At 46.4% G+C, this 18,879-nt stretch carries 15 protein-coding genes; 2 read left to right on the plus strand and 13 right to left on the minus strand.

The window, feature by feature from the left end; genetic code table 11:
- Positions 1-97 precede the first annotated feature (97 nt).
- The gene (gene pflA, locus G588_RS0106490; RefSeq protein WP_022777950.1) at positions 98-826 is read left to right on the plus strand and encodes a pyruvate formate-lyase-activating protein; all 729 of its coding nucleotides are present in this window, start codon (positions 98-100) and stop codon (positions 824-826) included.
- A 136-nt stretch (positions 827-962) separates the two neighbouring features.
- Here the strand turns inward: pflA and G588_RS0106495 are convergent, their stop codons facing one another.
- The 13 genes from G588_RS0106495 to ftsH all read right to left on the minus strand — a co-directional run bounded on the left by G588_RS0106495 (position 963) and on the right by ftsH (position 16,567).
- On the minus strand, positions 963-1,736 hold the full coding sequence (locus tag G588_RS0106495; protein WP_022777951.1) for a Crp/Fnr family transcriptional regulator: 774 nt from the start codon (positions 1,734-1,736) through the stop codon (positions 963-965).
- On the minus strand, positions 1,733-2,293 hold the full coding sequence (locus G588_RS0106500) for an NUDIX hydrolase (protein WP_022777952.1): 561 nt from the start codon (positions 2,291-2,293) through the stop codon (positions 1,733-1,735). The genes G588_RS0106495 and G588_RS0106500 overlap by 4 nt, the downstream gene beginning before the upstream one ends.
- A 264-nt stretch (positions 2,294-2,557) precedes the next feature.
- Positions 2,558-3,712: a serine hydrolase domain-containing protein gene (locus G588_RS19445; protein ID WP_022777953.1), complete on the minus strand. Its 1,155-nt coding sequence runs from the start codon at positions 3,710-3,712 to the stop codon at positions 2,558-2,560.
- Positions 3,713-3,806: 94 nt separating this feature from the next.
- The gene (locus tag G588_RS0106510) at positions 3,807-5,600 is read right to left on the minus strand and encodes a Na/Pi cotransporter family protein (RefSeq protein WP_022777954.1); all 1,794 of its coding nucleotides are present in this window, start codon (positions 5,598-5,600) and stop codon (positions 3,807-3,809) included.
- A gap of 129 nt (positions 5,601-5,729) precedes the next feature.
- Positions 5,730-6,650, minus strand: a complete 921-nt coding sequence (locus tag G588_RS0106515) for a GNAT family N-acetyltransferase (protein ID WP_022777955.1) — start codon at positions 6,648-6,650, stop codon at positions 5,730-5,732.
- A 327-nt stretch (positions 6,651-6,977) separates the two neighbouring features.
- Entirely contained in the window at positions 6,978-7,238 is a 261-nt protein-coding gene (locus tag G588_RS0106520) for an HPr family phosphocarrier protein (protein ID WP_022777956.1), read from the minus strand.
- A 69-nt stretch (positions 7,239-7,307) separates the two neighbouring features.
- Positions 7,308-8,252 (minus strand): DNA-binding protein WhiA, encoded by a 945-nt coding sequence (whiA, locus tag G588_RS0106525; protein WP_022777957.1) that lies wholly within the window; start codon positions 8,250-8,252, stop codon positions 7,308-7,310.
- A gap of 9 nt (positions 8,253-8,261) precedes the next feature.
- The gene (gene rapZ / locus G588_RS0106530; protein WP_022777958.1) at positions 8,262-9,137 is read right to left on the minus strand and encodes an RNase adapter RapZ; all 876 of its coding nucleotides are present in this window, start codon (positions 9,135-9,137) and stop codon (positions 8,262-8,264) included.
- A 41-nt stretch (positions 9,138-9,178) separates the two neighbouring features.
- Positions 9,179-10,105 carry a UDP-N-acetylmuramate dehydrogenase gene (gene murB, locus G588_RS0106535; RefSeq protein WP_035787988.1) on the minus strand — a complete coding sequence of 309 codons (927 nt, stop codon included), beginning with the start codon at positions 10,103-10,105 and terminating at the stop codon, positions 9,179-9,181.
- An 18-nt stretch (positions 10,106-10,123) separates the two neighbouring features.
- Positions 10,124-11,059, minus strand: coding sequence for an ROK family glucokinase (locus G588_RS0106540; protein WP_022777960.1), 936 nt, complete (start codon positions 11,057-11,059; stop codon positions 10,124-10,126).
- Positions 11,060-11,257: 198 nt separating this feature from the next.
- Positions 11,258-12,208: an HPr(Ser) kinase/phosphatase gene (gene hprK / locus G588_RS0106545; RefSeq protein ID WP_022777961.1), complete on the minus strand. Its 951-nt coding sequence runs from the start codon at positions 12,206-12,208 to the stop codon at positions 11,258-11,260.
- A gap of 97 nt (positions 12,209-12,305) precedes the next feature.
- Positions 12,306-14,180 (minus strand): excinuclease ABC subunit UvrC, encoded by a 1,875-nt coding sequence (uvrC, locus tag G588_RS0106550; RefSeq protein WP_022777962.1) that lies wholly within the window; start codon positions 14,178-14,180, stop codon positions 12,306-12,308.
- Between the two features lie 83 nt (positions 14,181-14,263).
- Positions 14,264-16,567 carry an ATP-dependent zinc metalloprotease FtsH gene (gene ftsH, locus G588_RS0106555; RefSeq protein WP_022777963.1) on the minus strand — a complete coding sequence of 768 codons (2,304 nt, stop codon included), beginning with the start codon at positions 16,565-16,567 and terminating at the stop codon, positions 14,264-14,266.
- Between the two features lie 311 nt (positions 16,568-16,878).
- Between ftsH and G588_RS0106560 the strand changes: the two genes are divergently transcribed.
- Positions 16,879-18,486 (plus strand): CTP synthase, encoded by a 1,608-nt coding sequence (locus tag G588_RS0106560; protein WP_022777964.1) that lies wholly within the window; start codon positions 16,879-16,881, stop codon positions 18,484-18,486.
- The last annotated feature ends 393 nt before the right edge of the window (positions 18,487-18,879 follow it).

Genomic DNA, 18,879 nt, shown 5'->3' on the forward strand with positions numbered 1-18,879 from the left:
GCAAAACTATACCAAACAGAACCGTCCCCATTGGTATAAAAACGCCCCGCTAGTATAGTACACGATAGTATAGTTACAGAAAGACGAGGAAATAATTATGATAAAAGGAGCAATCCATTCCATAGAGACTTTCGGTTCCGTTGACGGGCCGGGCATCAGATTTCTTGTATTCCTTAAGGGGTGCAAGCTTCGCTGCAAGTATTGCCACAACGCAGACACCTGGGATCCCAATTCCGAGGATATGAGAAGTGCCGATGAGCTGCTGGACTTCGCAGAAAGGTACAGAACCTATTGGGGAGAAGACGGTGGAATCACTGTCAGCGGCGGAGAGCCCCTGCTTCAGATTGATTTTCTTTTGGAATTCTTCAAGAAGGCAAAAGAAAAAGGCATAAACACCTGCATAGATACAGCGCTTCAGCCTTTTACAAAAGAGGAGCCCTTCTTTTCCAAATTCCAAGAGCTCATGAAATATACGGATTTGTTATTGGTTGATATCAAACACATCGACAGAGATGAGCATATTAAGCTCACAGGTCTTCCCAACGAGAATATCATCGAAGGCATGAAGTACCTCTCAGAGATTGACAAACCCATCTGGATCAGACACGTACTGGTTCCGGGCATTACCGACAACGACGAGTATCTTCACAAGACCAGAGCGTTCATCGAAACTCTCTCCAATGTAAAAAGAATTGATGTATTGCCCTATCACACCCTTGGCCAGCACAAGTTTGAAGCCCTAGGCATTCCCTACCAGCTGGAAGGCGTCAAATCCCCCACCGCCGACCGCGTCGAAAACGCCCGCAATATTCTAAACGGCAAATAATACACTATCTCCCTTCTATCCATGATTGCTATAGACCGGGAAAAAGGGAGATTATACTCTGCAAGCGCATCTTCTACCGGTGTCATAGCACAGGACAAGGTGCTCTGGGACAGAAAAGCGGCTTGTCCGTCCTCTATCACTGTGAGACGTATATCTCCCTCAGGGCGTCTCGGTCCAGTACTTTAATCTTGCCGTGGCCTGTGCGGGTGATAAGATTCATCTTCTCCATCTCCCTGAGCTTACGACTGACCGTCTCAGTCCTAAGGCTCACACTGGCAGCGATATCATCGAGCTTGAGCACGATGTCATCAGTGGCGCTTCGGTCCACTCTGTACATGAGGAATCCAGCAAGTCTAGCCATGGGATCCTTGGTAGACAGTAGCATGTTTCTCTCGTTGGCATCGTGAAGTTTTTTACTGAGAAGAATGATGGTATTCATGGCTGCAGTAGGGTCATTTACCACCTTGATGAAATCATCCCTGTGTATCTGACAGATGGATGCATTGGTAAGGCACACTGCAGAATAAGGATAAATACTGCCATCCAGGAACATTCCTTCCCAGATGATATCGTGGTCCGCAAGAATAGTAATGATCTGCTCTCTTCCAAGGGAGTCATAACGGCAGAGCTTGACTCTGCCTTTTCTTATGATACAGATGGAATCAACAGGGTCACCTTCTCTGAAGAGATAACTGTTCTTCTTGAGCGTCTCATGAACCGAGTGCTCCATAAGGCTCACCTGGGCGTTGACAGGAAGACCCTCGATAAGAGGCACGCTCTCTGTGCAGAAGCCGCCGCATTCCTCGCAGATATTAAGTCCTACAATACCCCTCTTCAAGGCATTGTTCTGACCTTCCGATGGCTTCTTATATATTCCGTTGTTTCTGATATTTTGATTTCTTTCGCTCATGATCTACTCCACAGATAGCAATAAGCCTGTGTTCTTGCGGCAAAAGGTTCTGTCTTAAGGAGCTGTCTTACCTGCTCCTTGGTATACCAGCCGGGCTCGATCTCTTCCAGAGTAGAGCTGCTCTTGGAAAAAGTCCCTGCGGCTCTTCCAACACAGCACACGTTCTTCTCATTGGAAAATCCCACAGCACTGTAGCTCTCTCCGATCCAGTCATCAATAGCCACAAGGTCAAGACCTGTCTCTTCCTTAAGCTCGCGCCTTGCGCTCTCCTCCGGAACTTCTCCGGGGTCGATAAGACCTGCCGGAAAATTGTAGACCCAGGCACCGGGAGCCATTCTGAATTCCCTGTTGATAAGGATCTTCTCTCCGGTCTCGTCATGCATGATCAGCACAACTGCGTCCACTTTCTTGTTATGTATATCCTCAAAGCCCTTGAGATTGGGATTTCTGCTGATTATCTCATAGACTTTGTCGATGTTGTCTTCTGTTTTGTAGTGAAGGTCATAGCGGGTGATAAAATGGCCCTGCTCCTTCTTTTCTAAGTATTCAAATCGCATACTATTCTCCATCATTACTCCGCGATATCGCATGACTCCTCTACGTTCTCGTCATGCTACGTCCACTCGGAAATCGATGTGCTCATAAATATCGCGCATCTTTTTTCCTCATGTCCGTTCAGTCATTTCATAAACACAACGCTTTGTGCACGCACAGCATTGTATTTACTCATTCCTTATATCGCTCATATTCAAATCGCATACTATTCTCCATCATTACTCCGCGATTTCGATAGACTTCTCTGCGTTCTCGTCACCCAAAAATCAACAAGCGCCGTACACAATCTGTCTGATTCCGCGGATAAAGTTATAATCACAACCGCCCTCAATCTGCTGCATATAGATCACGATCAGCTCCTCGGTGGGATCAACAAAGAAATAGGTGCCTGCCATTCCGTCCCATCCATATTCGCCAATACTGCCGTTTGAGCAGGCAGCGGAAGGATCCGTCAGAATCCTGAAATAGTTGCCGTATCCATAGCCAACACAGCTGTCCAGATCCAGCGCATCCTGCTGAAGAGGTGTGAGCTGTGGGCTTGTCATAAAGGCAAGGGTCTTCTTGCCGATAAGCTCTTTGCCGTGATAAGAGCCCTTGTTAAGTAGCATCTGGGCAAAATGCGTATAGTCGTTGATAGTTGAATACAGCCCTGCGCCGCCGCTCTCAAATAAAGGCTCCCTTGTGGGATGCTCCATGGACAGGCGTCTTCTGACATCATCCTCTGCTCTCACTGCCTTACCTGTCTTATCTCTTCTGTAGAGAACAGCTGCTCTGAAGGCCTTGCTGTCGTCAATCTTAAATCCTGTATCCTCCATGTTAAGAGGAGTAAATATCTCCTTTTTCAAAAACTCGGAATACTTCTGTCCTGTGATAACCTCCATCACCGCTGCCATAACATCCGCGGAATAACCGTATCTGAATCCGGTTCCCGGCTCGAAGGCAAGATAGCCTTCCGCCAGTTTGTTGCAGAAATCCACGTTGCTCTTAAGGATTCCCGACTGTCTCTGGGCCGTTGCTTCCTTCACAACCTTGCCCATAGATCTCTCTGCCTCACCGAAATCACCGGGATACACAATGCCGGAAGTCATGTTCAACAGATCTTTTATCAAAATAGGATTCTCCGCCTTCTTGATTCCCTCCGGAGAAGCAACCTTGCAATCCTTGAAGGCAGGCAGATAATCGGATACCTTGCTCATAAGGTCCAGCTCACCTCTCTCATAGAGCATCATGGCTGCCATGGCGGTGATGGGCTTAGTCATACTGAAAATCTTGTAGATGCTATCCTCCCTGTCGGGCTCAAGGTGATTCTCATAGACTCTTTTGCCCTTGTGTTCCACAACAAGAGCTGCGCCCTGGATTCTCCCGAGCTTCTGCTGAGCCTCCATATATGTAGTCAGTCTGCCAAGTTTCCTGATATTCATAAACAAATCCTTCCAATTTATTCTTGTAATACGCTCAAAAGCTGTGAGAACCCCGCAGAGTCTCACAGCCTTTTAATGACAATGTCTAACTGTGTCAATACTTAACCGCAGGCAATTCGTACTTTCTCTCATAGAATTCAACTGCCTTGTCGAAGTCCTCACGCTTGTCAGCCTTCAGCGCTTCAAGGTATCCGTGGGCATCATAGGCATCGTCGTTAACCTCAATGATACCAACCGCGATATTGCTGCAGTGATCGGCAATCCTCTCAAAATCTGTTCCGATGTCGCTAAGATCAAATCCCTGCTCGATGGTACATTTGCCTTTGCGAAGTCTTCTCACATGACGGCGCTTAACTTCCTTCTGTATTCCGTCGATGGTTTCCTCAAGGGGCTCAATTTCTTTGGCCACAACCATATCCAGATTCTCGAAGCTCTTAAGTGACAGCTCCACAATCTCCTGAACCGCTGCAGAAAATACACCCATCTCTATCTCTGCCTTAGGTGAGAACTTCCTCTTGTTGTCTGACATATTCCTGGCCTTCTGCATGATATTGAGGGCGTGGTCACTGATTCGCTCATAGTCGGTGATACAGTGCAAAAGAACTGAAAGTGTATGGCTGTCCTCCTCACCAAGGTGGTGGGAGTTGATCTTCATAAGATAAGTTCCCAGCTGATCCTCGTAGCGGTCAACCTTTCTCTCAAGATAGTCAACCTCATCCGCGATCTCTGGATCAAATTCATTGATAAGGCCGATTGCCTTAACCAGAGCATCCCTTGACATAGTAGCCATCTCAACCGCAGCCTGTCTTGCCTGCTGAAGAGCAAAGGGCGGGTTCTTTAAGAAGCGCTCGTCCAGAGTACGAATAGCCTCGTTCTCCTCCTGCTCCTTTTTCTCCTTCTCATCGATAGGAATAGTCTTAAGAGCCAATTTAACAAGGAGTCCTGCAAAAGGCAGCATAAGAGGTGTTGCCACAAGGTTGATGAGCGTATGGATTCCGGCGATACCAACCATTCCGCTCTGCTCCTCCATGAATGCAAAATGTACAAAGGAATTGACTGTATAGAAGATGATCATAAAGAGTGAAGCCTTGATGATATTGAAGTAAAGGTGCATCAGGGCTGTTCTCTTACCGTTCTTATTGGCACCAAGGGATGAAAGGATCGCTGTAATACAGGTTCCTACCTCTGCGCCCACAACCACGGGAATAGACATGCTGTATTTAACGCTGACTGATAATGAGAGAGCCTGCAGTACACCGATGGTTCCGGCAGAACTCTGAATTACCATGGTAAAGATTATACCAACCAGAAATCCGATTATTGGATTGGAAAAAGTTGTAAGGAAATCCACAAAGGAATCAACTTCCTTAAGAGGCGAAACAGCGCTGGACATGCTGCTCATACCAAACATAAGAACCGAGAAGCCAAGAAGAATGGTTCCGATATTCTTCTTTTTGTCGCTCTTGGCAAACATATAGAGACCGATACCGATTATCGCCAGGAAAGGCGTAAAGGATGCGGGCTTTAACAGATTGATCAAAAAGTTGTCACTGCTGATTGCGTTTAATGAAAGAAGCCATGCGGTAAAGGTTGTTCCGAGGTTGGCACCAAGGATAACGCTTACTGCCTGCTTGAGAGTCATGATACCTGAATTAACAAGACCAACAACCATTACGGTTGATGCAGATGATGACTGAACAAGAGCCGTTACACCGACTCCGAACAGATAGGCTATGATAGGATGCTCCGTAACCTTGGCAAGAACTGCCTCGAGCTTACCTCCGGCTGCCTTGGTGAGGCCTCCGCTCATAACATTCATTCCATAAAGAAACATGGCAAGACCGCCTACGAGTCCTGCGACCAAACTGAACATTTGAAGTGCTGTCATTTTTCCTCCGATAGGTATTCTCTCCTGAGGGGCTCCAGTGTCCCTTAGTACCTATATTCTTAAATCCTTCTCATTGCTACAGCTATATATTACAGTATTAAGCTAAAAATTACCATAAAGAAATGCTTTTTATGTCAAATGTTTAACCATTTTAATATATGTGCCATAGTTGCACTGACTAAGCTCCACCTTCTTGCCGTTGTAGGAATGTCCGTAAATATTCTCCTCCACCTCTACCTGCTCGCTGACTGCAAACCCCAGCTTGTTGCACAGATGGATGGACACCAGATTCTCCTTTTTAACCAGAGTCTGGACCTTATCGAACAAAAGAATGTCACGGCCGTAGTCAAGGATTGCTTTGCAAGCCTCGAAGGCATAGCCCTGCCTCTGAAACTGCGTTCCTATCAAAAAGCCCAGCTCAATGTCCTCAAATCCGTTCCTTACGGAATATCCCGCTCTTCCAATGATTCTGCCATCGATAAGCCTTACGATAGTCCACACGCCAAAGCCCATAAGGCCGTAGACCTTCTCAATGTAGTCCTTCTGATATCTCTTCTCATCCGCCGGATCATCGAAAAGTCCCTCCATATACCTGGTCATTTCCGGATCCGCGTAGATCTTGTAGAATTCATCAATATCTTCCAGGGTGGTCTCTCTGATAAGTAACCTCTCAGTCCTAAGAACCTCCCAGGGCTCCCCTGCGTATCTCTGATAGGTCTTAACAAAAGAGTCGAAATCTATCTCGGTAAGCTCTGAAAAAATGTATTTAAGGTCCTTAAACTTCTCATCCTTATTAAACTCATGCCACAGTCCGGTAATATAATATCCGCGGCCTTTTAGTTTCTCCGCCATACTGCCGCTGTCGCAGATAACCAGCATCTCTCCGGGCTCTCCGGGAATACTGATATTGGTCTCCTCATCTGCATATACCACAGATGCATCCACTTTGTTTTCTTTAATATATTCAATCGTCTCTCCAATCTGGGAAGTTATGATCTCACTGTCCATGAATTCACTTCTCAGAACAAAAACTACCGTTTTTAACACCATATCACCTCAAAAACAGAAACTTTCAAACTTAATTATAAGGCACAGGCATGTTTTTTTAAACAACAAAAAAACGCAGCCCGCATATTTACTGGTTTCCGGGCGCGTTCATAATTTGTTTACAATTAATTAAAAGCTTGTTTACTCAGAATCATCTTTTGGACATATAGGCTTGTTAATATAATATTGTCAGATGAGTTAAGACAATACCAAATAAAAAACTTTTTCATAATATGCCAGGTAAGGAAGCTTACCTGGCATCCTCCCTTTTTAGAGCAAATTTTATGGCATGTCGTTTCCGACATGCCATTTTCTAATCGCTAAAAGTCATCACTGTGCATTTCCCTGAAGAAACTTCTCAAGATCAGCTACTGCTGTCTCTTCGTCGCTTCCCTCAGCTATTACAGTTACTTCCTCACCTGTGTTGAGGTTAAGTGTCATCATTCCCATGATGCTCTTGGCGTTAACTTTTTTAGACTGAGCCTCGATGTGCATTGTACTCTCGTACTTGGATGCGAGCTGAACAAGCTCTGCAACAGGTCTTGCCTCAAGTCCTCTTGGTAACTTGATTTCGATAGATTTTGTGATCATAATTCCCCTCCTTGCCGGGCTTACACTGTGTAAGCTATAAACTGCAGGTATTTCAAACATTACAACGTATCAGAGCCTGATCTTCTCAGCCAGTTCGCTGAGCTTGCGGAGCCTGTGATTGACTCCCGATTTACCCACCGGCGGATCAAGATAGCCACCCAGTTCTCCAAGAGTTGATTCCGGGTGTTCCAGCCTTACTTCGGCCATCTCTCTGAGTCCGTCCGGAAGCTTGTTAAATCCGTAATGGTCTCTGATATAAGTGATATCCTCAATCTGCTTGGCGGCGGCATTAACAGTCTTGGCAATATTGGCCACGTCGCAGTTGACACGTCTATTGATGGAGTTGCGCATTTCCTTGACAATACGAAGATTCTCAAGATTCATGAGACTGACGGGAGCCTCCATAATATTCAGAAGATCTACAATTCCGGCACCTTCCTTAACATAAAGGACATGGTATTTCTTCCTCTGAACTATTCTGGCTTCTATATCAAAACTCTCGATCATCTGCTGAAGCGCCTTAGCCTGTCCCTCATAGTTACAGACAAACTCCAGATGATATCCCTTGTTTGGATCGCTTATGGAGCCGGTACACAAAAAGGCATCACGTAAAAAAGCCCTTTTACAACAGGAATTCCTGGTAACCATAGGGCTTGCCCCATTGTCAAATTCCCTGACCTTACGGTCGCCGTCAAGCATTCTGATGGCCCCAAGGACTGAGTCCAGTTCCTGCCTGTCAGTAAGAACAGGCCGATAAACTCTGCCCCCTTCCTTAATTTCAGGGATATTCTCCAAAAAGCTAGTTCTTATATTAAATGCTTTTTTTAATAATGTAAAGAACTTTCTGACTGCCAGCTCATTCTCATCCTGCAAAAACAGCGCAGCCACGCCGTTTTCGTCGGACTCCACATAACCCTCGCAGGTAATTATCGCAGCAATCTCAGCCAGCTGACAGTGCCTCGGTCCTCCGATCCTGGCAGCAAGTTCTTCTTTAACCTCTGCTGAAAAAGACATATATTTTTCCTACTTATTGTTCTTGATGTCCCTGTGAGCAAGCTTGATTCCGATATTGCCTCCGGACTCCCGAAGCCTGTCAAACAGCTCGTTGGCGATGGTTACGCTTCTGTGCTGTCCGCCGGTGCAGCCTATTCCCACAACCAGCTGGTACTTGCCCTCCTGAACGTAGCCGGGAATAAGGAATTTCAGCATATCCTCCAGCTTATCCAGGAATTGTCCGCACTCAGGGAAGCTCTTAACATAGTCCTGAACTCCCTTGTCATTGCCGGTCTGATGTTTCAGTTCATCAATATAGTAAGGATTAGGTAAAAATCTGACGTCAAAAACCAGATCCGCATCGGCAGGGATTCCGTACTTAAAGCCAAAGGAAAGTATTGTCACCATCAGCGAATTGTAGGCCTTATTCTTAACAAAAATTCGATCCAGCTCTTCCTTAAGCTCTCTTGTAAGAAGCTGCGTGGAATCGATGATGTAGTCAGCACGCTTTTTTACCTCGGAAAGAACAGCTCTCTCCTTATCAATTCCGTCTTCAATTCTGGCGCCAACATCATTTACATTCATAGGATGTACACGCCTCGTCTCCTTGTAGCGCTTGATGAGCACCTGGTCACTGGCATCCATGAAAAGAATCTCAACGGGGATTCCCCTGCGCTTAAGGGAGTCGATTATTCCCGGAACTTCTTCAAAGCTCTGTCCGGCTCTGGCATCTATGCCCAGAACCACCTTATTGATCTCATTGTCCGGCATGGTAATAAGATCGGCAAACTTCTCAATAAGGGATACCGGAATGTTGTCAACGCAGTAATAGCCTGCATCTTCAAGCATATGGATAGCTGTGGCCTTACCGCCGCCGCTCATTCCTGTAACAATTACGAATCTCATCTCAAGATCCTTTCTCTCTGACTGTAATTAAACAAATACGATTAAAAGTCTCCCAACATTATAACTTCCGGTTCGAGAGTAACTCCCGATTCCTTCAGAACCTTCTCTCTAACATCGCAGATAAGCCTGTATACATCTGTAGATGTGGCATCTCCCATATTTACTACGAAGCCGCAGTGCTTGTCTGAAACTCTCGCTCCGCCCACCTGATAGCCTCTAAGTCCCGCATCTTCGATAAGCTTGCCGGCAAAATAGCCCTCGGGACGCTTGAAGGTTGATCCTGCGCTTGGATACTCCAGTGGCTGCTTCTCTTTTCTCTTAAGAGCAAGTTCGTTCATGGTCGCAATAATCTGTTCGCTGTCGCCTTTTTCAAGAGAAAGAGTAGCTTCAAGAACAACGTAGCACTTATTCTTAATAGAGCTGGTTCTGTACCCGAACTCCATGGCCTCGTTGTCATAGGTCACGATATCTCCCTCCGGAGAAAGAAGTGTAACACTCTCTGTTATCATCTTCATCTCTCCGCCGTAGGCTCCCGCGTTCATGATCATGGCGCCACCTATGGTTCCGGGAATTCCTGCCGCAAATTCAAAGCCTGTCAGGGAATTCTCTCTGGCAACCGCCGCTATCTGTGAATTAAGGCAGCCTGCCTCGGCGACAATCTTGTTCTCACCCAAGGTTTCCAGCCCCTTAAGACCGGAGACAGATACGATCACTCCGTCATATCCCTTGTCGGAAACAAGGAGATTACTGCCATTCCCCAAGATGAAAAAAGGACTATTGCTCTCCTTAATAATCGTCATGGACCGTATAAGTTCGTCCCGTGAAGCCGGCCTTATAAATAAGCTTGCAGGCCCACCGGTTCTAAACGTGGTGTGCCTGCTCATGGGTTCATCTATTAATATATTTTCTTCCGAAAGTATCCCTCTAAGGGATGTAAGTAATTCTTCCTTCAAAAGATTGTTCTCCATCCAGTTAACAAAATAGCATTAGTACAGGAGCATCTTAGCTGCGCCGTATACGCCTGCATCATTTCCAAGCTTGGCAAGAGCGAATTTAGCATCTGCACAGCCCGGGAATACGTACTTCTTGAAGCTTGGCATAAGAAGGTCAAAGAGCATATCTCCTGCCTTGGATACGCCGCCGCCCAGTACTATGATCTCAGGGTTAACTACGCTGGCTGTGATGGCAATACCTTTTCCAAGGTAATAACCGTATCTCTCAGCGATCATGGTTGCTACTGCATCGCCCTTCTTGGCCGCATCAAAGATATCCTTGCACTCAAATGAACCGCCGCGAAGAACGCTGTCCTCTGTGGTCTCTGCAAGAACTCTCCTGGCGATTCTTACAGCTCCTGTTGCGCTTGCGTACTGCTCAAAGCAGCCATGGTTACCGCATCCGCAGGTATCAGGCTCATCATCCACAAGATGAATGTGTCCGATCTCTCCGCCTGAACCCTTGGCACCGTTAAGGATCTTGCCTTCGTTGATGATTCCGCCGCCGACACCGGTTCCCAGTGTTACAAGCAGCATATTGGCATATCCCTGTCCGCCGCCCTTCCAGGACTCTCCGAGAGCAGCAACGTTAGCATCGTTACCGGCCTTAACGGGAAGCTTAACCTTGGAGTGAAGCTCGTTGACAACGGCTCTGTTCTCCCATCCAAGGTTAACTGCCTGATAGCACAGTCCGTCAACATTAACCGCACCCGGAACACCGACACCTACACCTACGATATCTGAATCGTTGAGGTTCTTCTCATTAATCTTGCCTCTGATTGCTTCCGCAACATCAGTAAGAACCAGCTCTCCGCCATTGTCGGTCCTTGTGGGAACCTCCCAAAAATCTACCTTCTCACCGATCTCAGTCAGAAGACCGATCTTGGCGGTTGTGCCGCCGATGTCTGCTCCGAATACGTATCTTGCCATTTTGTGTTTCTCCTCTATGTTTAATTTAATAATTGATGTAATCTACTCCGTGATACCGCATGGCTCCGCTTACGCTCTCGCCGTGCTACATACATTCGGAATCCGCACTACCGCGCTACTTCCTCATGTATGTTCGGTCTTCAAGGTCATAACCTTCATTGTGCGAGCACATGAAGCTCATGACTTTGAATCCCTGTATCACTCATCATCTTCATCGTCTTCACTGCGACGACGCGCAAGGGAATTCTGAACGCGGTTGTAGAGCTCCTGAGCTGCGTTGTAGCCCATGGCTTTCTGTCTGTGGTTAACGGCTGCTGATTCGCAGATAACCGCCAGGTTACGTCCGGGTCTGATGGGAATTCTGTGGCATACCACCTTGTTGCCAAGATACTCGGTATACTCCTCCTCCAGACCAAGTCTGTCATATTCCTTATCCTTGTCCCAGTCCTCAAGCTTGATAACAAGGTCAATGGTCTGGGTCTCTCTTACACTTGATACACCGTAGAGAGTCTTAACGTCGATGATACCAACGCCTCGCATCTCGATGAAATGCTTGGTTATATCAGGAGCTGTACCGATAAGTGTCTCCTCGCTGACACGCCTGAGCTCAACAACGTCGTCCGATACAAGACGATGTCCTCTCTTGATAAGCTCTATGGCTGTCTCGGACTTACCGATTCCGCTCTCACCCGTGATAAGAACGCCAACACCGAAGATATCAACCAGAACTCCGTGGATTGAAATGCATGGAGCCAGTTTAACGTTAAGCCATCTGATTATCTCCGCCATAAATGCGGAAGTGGATTTCTTGGTAATAAGAACGGGAACTTTTTCCTGAGTCGCTATCTTAAGGAACAAAGGATCAGGAGTCAGTTCTCTGCAGAAAACAACACCGGGAATATCAAAGGAAAGAAATTCCCTGTACATCTCTTCCTTCTTTTCCTGAGGAAAAGATTCCATGTAGGTATACTCAACAAAACCGATTACCTGAAGTCTCGTGGCTTCAAAGTGCTCAAAATATCCTGCCAGCTGAAGGGCCGGTCTGTTGATATCCGGCTGTGAGATCCTGATCTTCTTGATGTCGAGCTCAGGTGTCAGGTTTTCAAGCTTCATTTTTTCAATAATAGTTTTAAGACTTACGCTTGCCATTATTATCCCCCTCTTCATTAGATAAAAATGTCTTCAAACAGCTAAATGATACCATAGTTATTACTGCACTTCAAATAAATACTGCCGCCACAAAGGACTATTGTTCAGTGGGATTAAAATAGTCAAAAATCTGCCTTGCGACCTTCTCATTAATATCAGGAACCTTGGCAAGTTCCTCAAAGGAAGCATTCTTAATATCTTCAATAGATTTAAAATGCCGCATCAGCGCCTTGCGCCTTGCAGGGCCGACTCCAGGTATATCATCCAATGAGCTCTTAACCTGAGCCTTGCTTCTAAGTGACCTGTGATATTCAATGGCAAATCTGTGGGCTTCATCCTGAATCCTGGTTATGAGCTTGAACCCCTCTGACCTGGTATCTATGGGAAGCTCCACATTGTTGAAATACAGTCCCCTGGTCCTGTGATTATCATCCTTGACCATTCCACAGACCGGAATGTTAATTCCAAGCTCCTCCAGAACCTGCAGGCAGATATTGACCTGACCTCTTCCACCGTCCATCAGGATCAGATCAGGAAACTTGGTAAAGCTGCCATACTGCGCATCTATGTCACGAACCTCCATGTCATGGCGCTCTTCTATTCCATGAAGAAGCCTTCTTGTCAGAACCTCATGCATGCAGGCGTAGTCATCAGGTCCTGCCACGGACTTGATCCTGAACTTTCTGTAGTCGCTCTTTTTGGGCTTGCCCTTCTCATAGACCACCATGGATCCGACGTTGGCAAAGCCGCTTATATTGGAGATATCGTAGGCCTCCATTCGGTTAAGGCCCTTGATGCCCAGGAGATTCTCAATCTCTTTTACCGCTCCGATAGTCCTGCCCTCCTCACGCTTGATCCTCTCCTTGTCCTTGGAAAGAACCAGCATGGCGTTCTGGGCCGCCAGCTCCATAAGTTTCTCCTTCTCCCCCCTCTCGGGAACGGTGATGTACACTCGGCTTCCTTTGCGCTGAGTAAGCCACTTCTCTATTATCTCCATGTCCTCGATGGGCTCGGGGAGCATGAGCTGTCTCGGAATAAAGGGCGTCCCTGCGTAAAACTGCTTGACGAAATTGAGCAGGATCTCTGCCTGAGGATTCTCAGACACATGTGTCATGTAAAAATGTTCTCGCCCGATCAGCCTTCCGTCTCGTACAAAAAATACCTGAACCACCGCATCCTTCTCGTCCGAAGCAATGGCCACAATATCCTTGTCCTCCATGGAAGAATCAGTCATCTTCTGCTTCTGGGCCACGACTTTGACGCTGTTTAGAAGATCTCTGTACTTGGCGGCAGATTCAAAATCAAGCTCCTCCGACGCTGCCTCCATCTTCTGTTCCAAGTCTTTTATTATTACCGCATAATTGCCGCTGAGGAAATCAAGGGCCTTGTCTATGCGCTCTCTGTACTCTTCCCTGGAGACATTCCCGGTACAGGGGCCGCAGCACTGCTTCATGTGATAGTTCAGGCAAGGCCTGTCCAGGCCGATGTCCCGTGGAAGGACTCTGTTACAGGTCCTAAGACCGTATATCTTATTTATGAGATCAATGGTATCCTTTACCGCAGCTGCGCTGGTGAAGGGCCCGAAATATCTGGATTTGTCTTTTTTCATAAGTCGGGAAAAAAGGACTCTTGGATACTCCTCCGATACGGTAACCTTGATATAGGGATAGGTCTTGTCATCTTTTAAAAGAGTGTTATAGCGAGGGCAGTGTTCCTTGATAAGGTTGTTCTCGAGTACCAGCGCCTCCAGCTCCGAGTCGGTTACGATATATTCAAAGCGTGCTATCTGCCTTACCATCTGGTCTATCTGCGGTCCGCGGCCGATGTTGGCACGAAAATAAGACCTGACGCGGTTGTGCAGATTAACAGCCTTACCCACATACATGATGGTGTCGTTCTCATCACGCATGATGTAGACCCCCGGCTCATTGGGGAGCTTTTTCAGTTCTTCTTTTACATCAAATTCACTCATAATGCTATTATATCTAAAAACGCAAGCTCCCGCTGAAATAATCGTCAGGAGTTTGCGTTTTTTCCTTTACATATTATCAGATATTACTTCTTATCGAAGTCCTCGGGAGCATGGGAAAATCTTCCGCCGCCGGTCTGCTCAGGCTTATCTGAATCATCAGTATTTTCCTTGCTATCGGCAAAGATTCCTTCGTTATAATCTATGCCTGTGGAACTCTCATAGGGAGCCTGAGATGTCTGCTCGGAAGTAGCTTCCTGCTCTTCCTCTGCCTTTTCCTCTTCGGCTTTCTTCTCTTCCTCAGCCTTCTTCTCACGCTTGTCGGGAACATTGGCTCCTACAAGGGCTGACTCCGCTCTTGTTGCGTAGATTCTCTTTTTCTTGGCTGCCTCCATCTCCTCTTCGGTTGGCTCTGTAAGACCTTCTGCCTCGCGGTAGATCTTCATGAATTCCTTGCCTGTGATGGTCTCTTTTTCAATAAGGAAGGCTGCGATCTTGTCCATGGTGTCGAGGTGTGCGCTGACAACCTTCTTGGACTCTTCATAGCACTCTGCAAGGAGCTTCTTAACCTCTTCATCGATGAGTGTTGCTGTCTCGTCACTGCACTCAAGGATCCTGTTGCCGTCCAGGTATCTGTTCTGGATTGATTCAAGCTGCATGAGACCGAATCTGTCGCTCATACCATACTGGGTGATCATTGCTCTTGCTATGGAAGTTGCCTTCTCGATATCGTTGGAAGCACCTGTGGTTACGGTGTTAAAGATAATCTCCTCCGCTGCACGTCCGCCAAGAAGTACCTTGATCTCCTCAAGGAGCTCGTCCTTGGTGTTGAGGTTCTTCTCATCATCAGGCACATGGAGAACATATCCAAGTGATCCCATGGTTCTGGGGACGATGGTGATCTTCTGTACTGGTTCTGTATTGGTAAGGACTGCGCTTACAAGGGCATGTCCAACTTCGTGATAGCTTACAAGCTTTCTCTCCTCTTTGCTGAGGACTGAATTCTTCTTCTCTTTACCTGCGATAACCTGCTCAAAGGCTTCCATAAGATCCTGCTGGCAAACATATTCTCTGCCTGCCTTTACCGCATTGATGGCCGCCTCGTTAATCATGTTGGCAAGATCTGAACCAACGGCTCCGCCTGTTGCAAGAGCGATTTCCTTAAGATCAACGGTCTCATCCATCTTAACATCCTTGGAATGAACCTTGAGGATGTCCTCTCTTCCCTTGAGATCGGGCTTATCAACGACGATACGCCTGTCGAAACGGCCGGGACGAAGAAGGGCCTTATCAAGGATCTCAGGTCTGTTGGTAGCTCCAAGAATAAGCACGCCCTTGGAGGAATCGAAGCCATCCATCTCAGACAGGAGCTGGTTAAGTGTCTGCTCACGCTCTTCGTTTCCGCCGCCGTACTTGTTGTCACGGCTTCTTCCGATGGCATCTATCTCGTCTATGAAAATGATACAAGGCGCATTTTTGCTGGCCTCGCTGAAAAGGTCTCTTACACGGCTGGCACCTACACCGACATAGAGCTCGATGAAATCAGAGCCTGCCAGTGAGTAAAAAGGTACATGGGCTTCACCCGCAACTGCTTTTGCAAGAAGTGTCTTACCTGTTCCGGGAGGTCCCACAAGAAGTGCTCCCTTGGGAAGCTTGGCGCCGATCTTGGCATACTTGGCAGGGTTATGAAGGAAGTCTACAACCTCCACCAGAGACTCTTTTGCCTCGTCCTCACCTGCTACATCCTTGAAGGTAACTCCGGTCTCTTTCTGCACATAAACCTTGGCGTTACTCTTACCGACGCTCAAAGGACCACCGCCCTTGCCCATCTTTCTGAAAATCATGGACAGGATGAACCACATCACAAGGATAGGTGCTACATATAATAAGATGAAGTTGATGATAACACCTGAATTGTCGGGAACTTCGCTACTGACGGTGACCTTCGCCTCTATCATTCGCTGTGTCAGATCTGAGTCACTCTCGGCACGGCCTGTATACTTAGTACTGTTGACATTTCCGAGATTCCAGATGGATATTCTTCCGTATTCCTCTGCATTCTCACCAAGCTCTGTCTCATCCAGAGCGTAGTTCTCAGGTTTGCCATTCTCCTTATTGAGCTTCTTGATCTCCTCCACGCTCTTCATGGTGATATTGATCCTGTCGGACTCAATGACGATATGGTCTACATAACCGCCTTCCGCATACTCTATGAACTTGGAGTAGGTGATTTCTTTGCTGGTATTTTCTGAGAAAGCTCTCAGGAAATAAGTCATAAGCAGCATTGTGATAAGCGCTGCCACTAAGAGAAGGATCAGATTCTGTCTTCTTGGTGATCCTGAACCGTCCCCTAAGGGATTGTTGTTCCTTTGATTGTTTTTATTATCCATTTTTTCTTTCCATTCCTCGCTAAATACTACTGTATAATATAATACGTTATGTGGTATGATGTCTACGTAGGTTTTGACGCATTAAACTTATATATTTCTACTCATCATATATTTTAAGTTACGCTATTATATCGCGTGCAATTAAATATTTCAACTATACATCACCTTTTTATTATAAAAGATTTATTAATAAATTTACAGTTTACGGTAGATTTTCCGAAGCATAAATAATATAATATGTCTTTGTTTTGATTCATAATTTCTATTTCTATTAACAATTATCTCGTCAATAATCAGGAGGAAAAAAGAAAATGGCTGTCAAGTATATCTTTGTTACAGGTGGAGTTGTGTCCGGATTGGGAAAGGGCATCACTGCCGCATCCCTTGGAAGACTTCTTAAGGCAAGAGGCTACAAGGTGACGATGCAGAAGTTTGATCCCTATATCAACATTGACCCCGGAACCATGAACCCTGTTCAGCACGGAGAAGTATTCGTGACCGAAGATGGTACTGAAACTGACCTTGACCTTGGACACTACGAAAGATTTATTGACGAGAATCTTGATAAAAACTCTAACGTTACAACCGGTAAGATTTACTGGTCCGTTCTTCAGAAGGAGCGTCGCGGCGACTACGGCGGACGCACCGTACAGGTTATCCCTCACATCACCAACGAGATAAAGGGCAAATTCTACAGAAACTTTACCGATGACGAGACCCGCATTGCCATCATTGAGGTTGGTGGAACCGTGGGAGATATTGAGTCACAGCCTTTCCTTGAGGCAATCCGTCAGTTCCAGCATGAAGTAGGACATGAGAATGCAATGCTTATCCTTGTTTCCCTTATTCCTTACCTTCGCTGCTCACAGGAGATCAAGACCAAACCCACACAGTCAGCAGTTAAGACCATGCAGGGAATGGGACTTCAGCCCGATGTCATCGTCTGCAGAAGTGAGATTGAACTTGAGCAGGATACCAAGGACAAGATTGCTCTTTTCTGTAACGTTCCCAGCAGTCACGTTCTTAACAACCTTGATCTTGAATACTTATATGAAGCTCCTCTTGCAATGGAAAAAGAGCACCTTGCTCAGGTTGCCTGCGAGTGCCTGAATCTGGATTGTCCAGAGCCCGATCTTACAGACTGGAAGGCAATGGTTGACACTCTGTATTCCCTGAAGCACGAAGTAAGAGTTGCTCTTGTAGGAAAGTATACACAGCTTCACGACGCTTATATCTCAGTTGTAGAAGCTCTTAAGCACGGCGGTATCTCCAATCAGACCGCAGTTGATATCAAGTGGGTTGATTCCGAAGAGGTTAATGAAGACAACGTTGCGGAGATTCTCTCCGATGTTGACGGTCTCATTGTTCCCGGTGGTTTCGGCGACCGCGGAATCGAAGGTATGATCACTTCCATCAAATATGCCCGCGAGAACAATCTTCCTTTCCTTGGCCTTTGCCTTGGAATGCAGCTTGCAATCGTAGAATTCGCAAGAGACGTTGTGGGCTACACAGATGCTCACTCAATCGAATTTGATCCAAATACCCAGCATCCAATGATCGCTCTTTTACCGGATCAGAACGGTGTTGAGGATATCGGCGGAACCTTAAGACTTGGTTCATATCCTTGCGTTCTTGATAAGGAGTCCAAGGCCTTCGAGCTCTTTGGTTCAGAGAATATCACAGAGCGTCACCGCCACAGATACGAGGTTAACAATGATTACCGCGCTGTTCTTGTACAGAACGGCATGAAGCTCTGCGGACTGTCACCTGACGGACGTATTGTAGAGATGATCGAGCTGCCCTCCAATTCATTCCATATGGCAACGCAGGCTCATCCGGAGCTTAAGTCTCGTCCTAATAGGCCTCACCCGCTCTTCTCCGGCTTCATCAAAGCTTCTCTTGAGCACGAGAACAAGTAATTAGTGGTTTCCCGGGAGACCAGGGACGTTGTAATAAAATAGAGCAGATAAATTCATCTCACGGTTCTAAACGCTCCGAAGAGCCCTGAACATGAAGTACTCGTGCATAAGGCACTCCTACTTCATAGGTCTCATCTTTGCAGAACCGAAATCGATGAATTTATCTGCTCTATTTTATTTGCCGTCCCCTCCTTGGAAGCCACTACTTACACTTACTTGCCTCTCGTGCTCTGCGTTCACACAATCCCTTTTGCTGGCTTAATATTTTTTATTGCCATTTCTCCTACCATACACTTCTTAGCTTCCCAAATGTTTTTTCAAGTGTCTTATATTTGTGCCTTATTCTGTATCAAACACTCAATCAGCTAAGAACTGCTTTTTCAAGTGCCAAAA

It is taken from the genome of Butyrivibrio sp. AE3009 (assembly GCF_000420845.1).
GTDB lineage: Bacteria > Bacillota > Clostridia > Lachnospirales > Lachnospiraceae > Butyrivibrio.

Excerpts from the sequence above, each read along its gene's own strand:
- murB (WP_035787988.1), bottom strand. The coding sequence starts at position 10,105 with ATGGAGAACAATCTTTTGAAGGAAGAATTACTTACATCCCTTAGAGGG.
- G588_RS0106540 (WP_022777960.1), bottom strand. The coding sequence starts at position 11,059 with ATGGCAAGATACGTATTCGGAGCAGACATCGGCGGCACAACCGCCAAG.
- G588_RS0106560 (WP_022777964.1), top strand. The coding sequence starts at position 16,879 with ATGGCTGTCAAGTATATCTTTGTTACAGGTGGAGTTGTGTCCGGATTG.
- G588_RS0106500 (WP_022777952.1), bottom strand. The coding sequence starts at position 2,293 with ATGCGATTTGAATACTTAGAAAAGAAGGAGCAGGGCCATTTTATCACC.
- G588_RS19445 (WP_022777953.1), bottom strand. The coding sequence starts at position 3,712 with ATGAATATCAGGAAACTTGGCAGACTGACTACATATATGGAGGCTCAG.
- rapZ (WP_022777958.1), bottom strand. The coding sequence starts at position 9,137 with ATGAGATTCGTAATTGTTACAGGAATGAGCGGCGGCGGTAAGGCCACA.
- G588_RS0106510 (WP_022777954.1), bottom strand. The coding sequence starts at position 5,600 with ATGACAGCACTTCAAATGTTCAGTTTGGTCGCAGGACTCGTAGGCGGT.
- ftsH (WP_022777963.1), bottom strand. The coding sequence starts at position 16,567 with ATGGATAATAAAAACAATCAAAGGAACAACAATCCCTTAGGGGACGGT.
- G588_RS0106515 (WP_022777955.1), bottom strand. The coding sequence starts at position 6,650 with ATGGTGTTAAAAACGGTAGTTTTTGTTCTGAGAAGTGAATTCATGGAC.
- whiA (WP_022777957.1), bottom strand. The coding sequence starts at position 8,252 with ATGTCTTTTTCAGCAGAGGTTAAAGAAGAACTTGCTGCCAGGATCGGA.
- pflA (WP_022777950.1), top strand. The coding sequence starts at position 98 with ATGATAAAAGGAGCAATCCATTCCATAGAGACTTTCGGTTCCGTTGAC.
- G588_RS0106520 (WP_022777956.1), bottom strand. The coding sequence starts at position 7,238 with ATGATCACAAAATCTATCGAAATCAAGTTACCAAGAGGACTTGAGGCA.
- G588_RS0106495 (WP_022777951.1), bottom strand. The coding sequence starts at position 1,736 with ATGAGCGAAAGAAATCAAAATATCAGAAACAACGGAATATATAAGAAG.
- uvrC (WP_022777962.1), bottom strand. The coding sequence starts at position 14,180 with ATGAGTGAATTTGATGTAAAAGAAGAACTGAAAAAGCTCCCCAATGAG.
- hprK (WP_022777961.1), bottom strand. The coding sequence starts at position 12,208 with ATGGCAAGCGTAAGTCTTAAAACTATTATTGAAAAAATGAAGCTTGAA.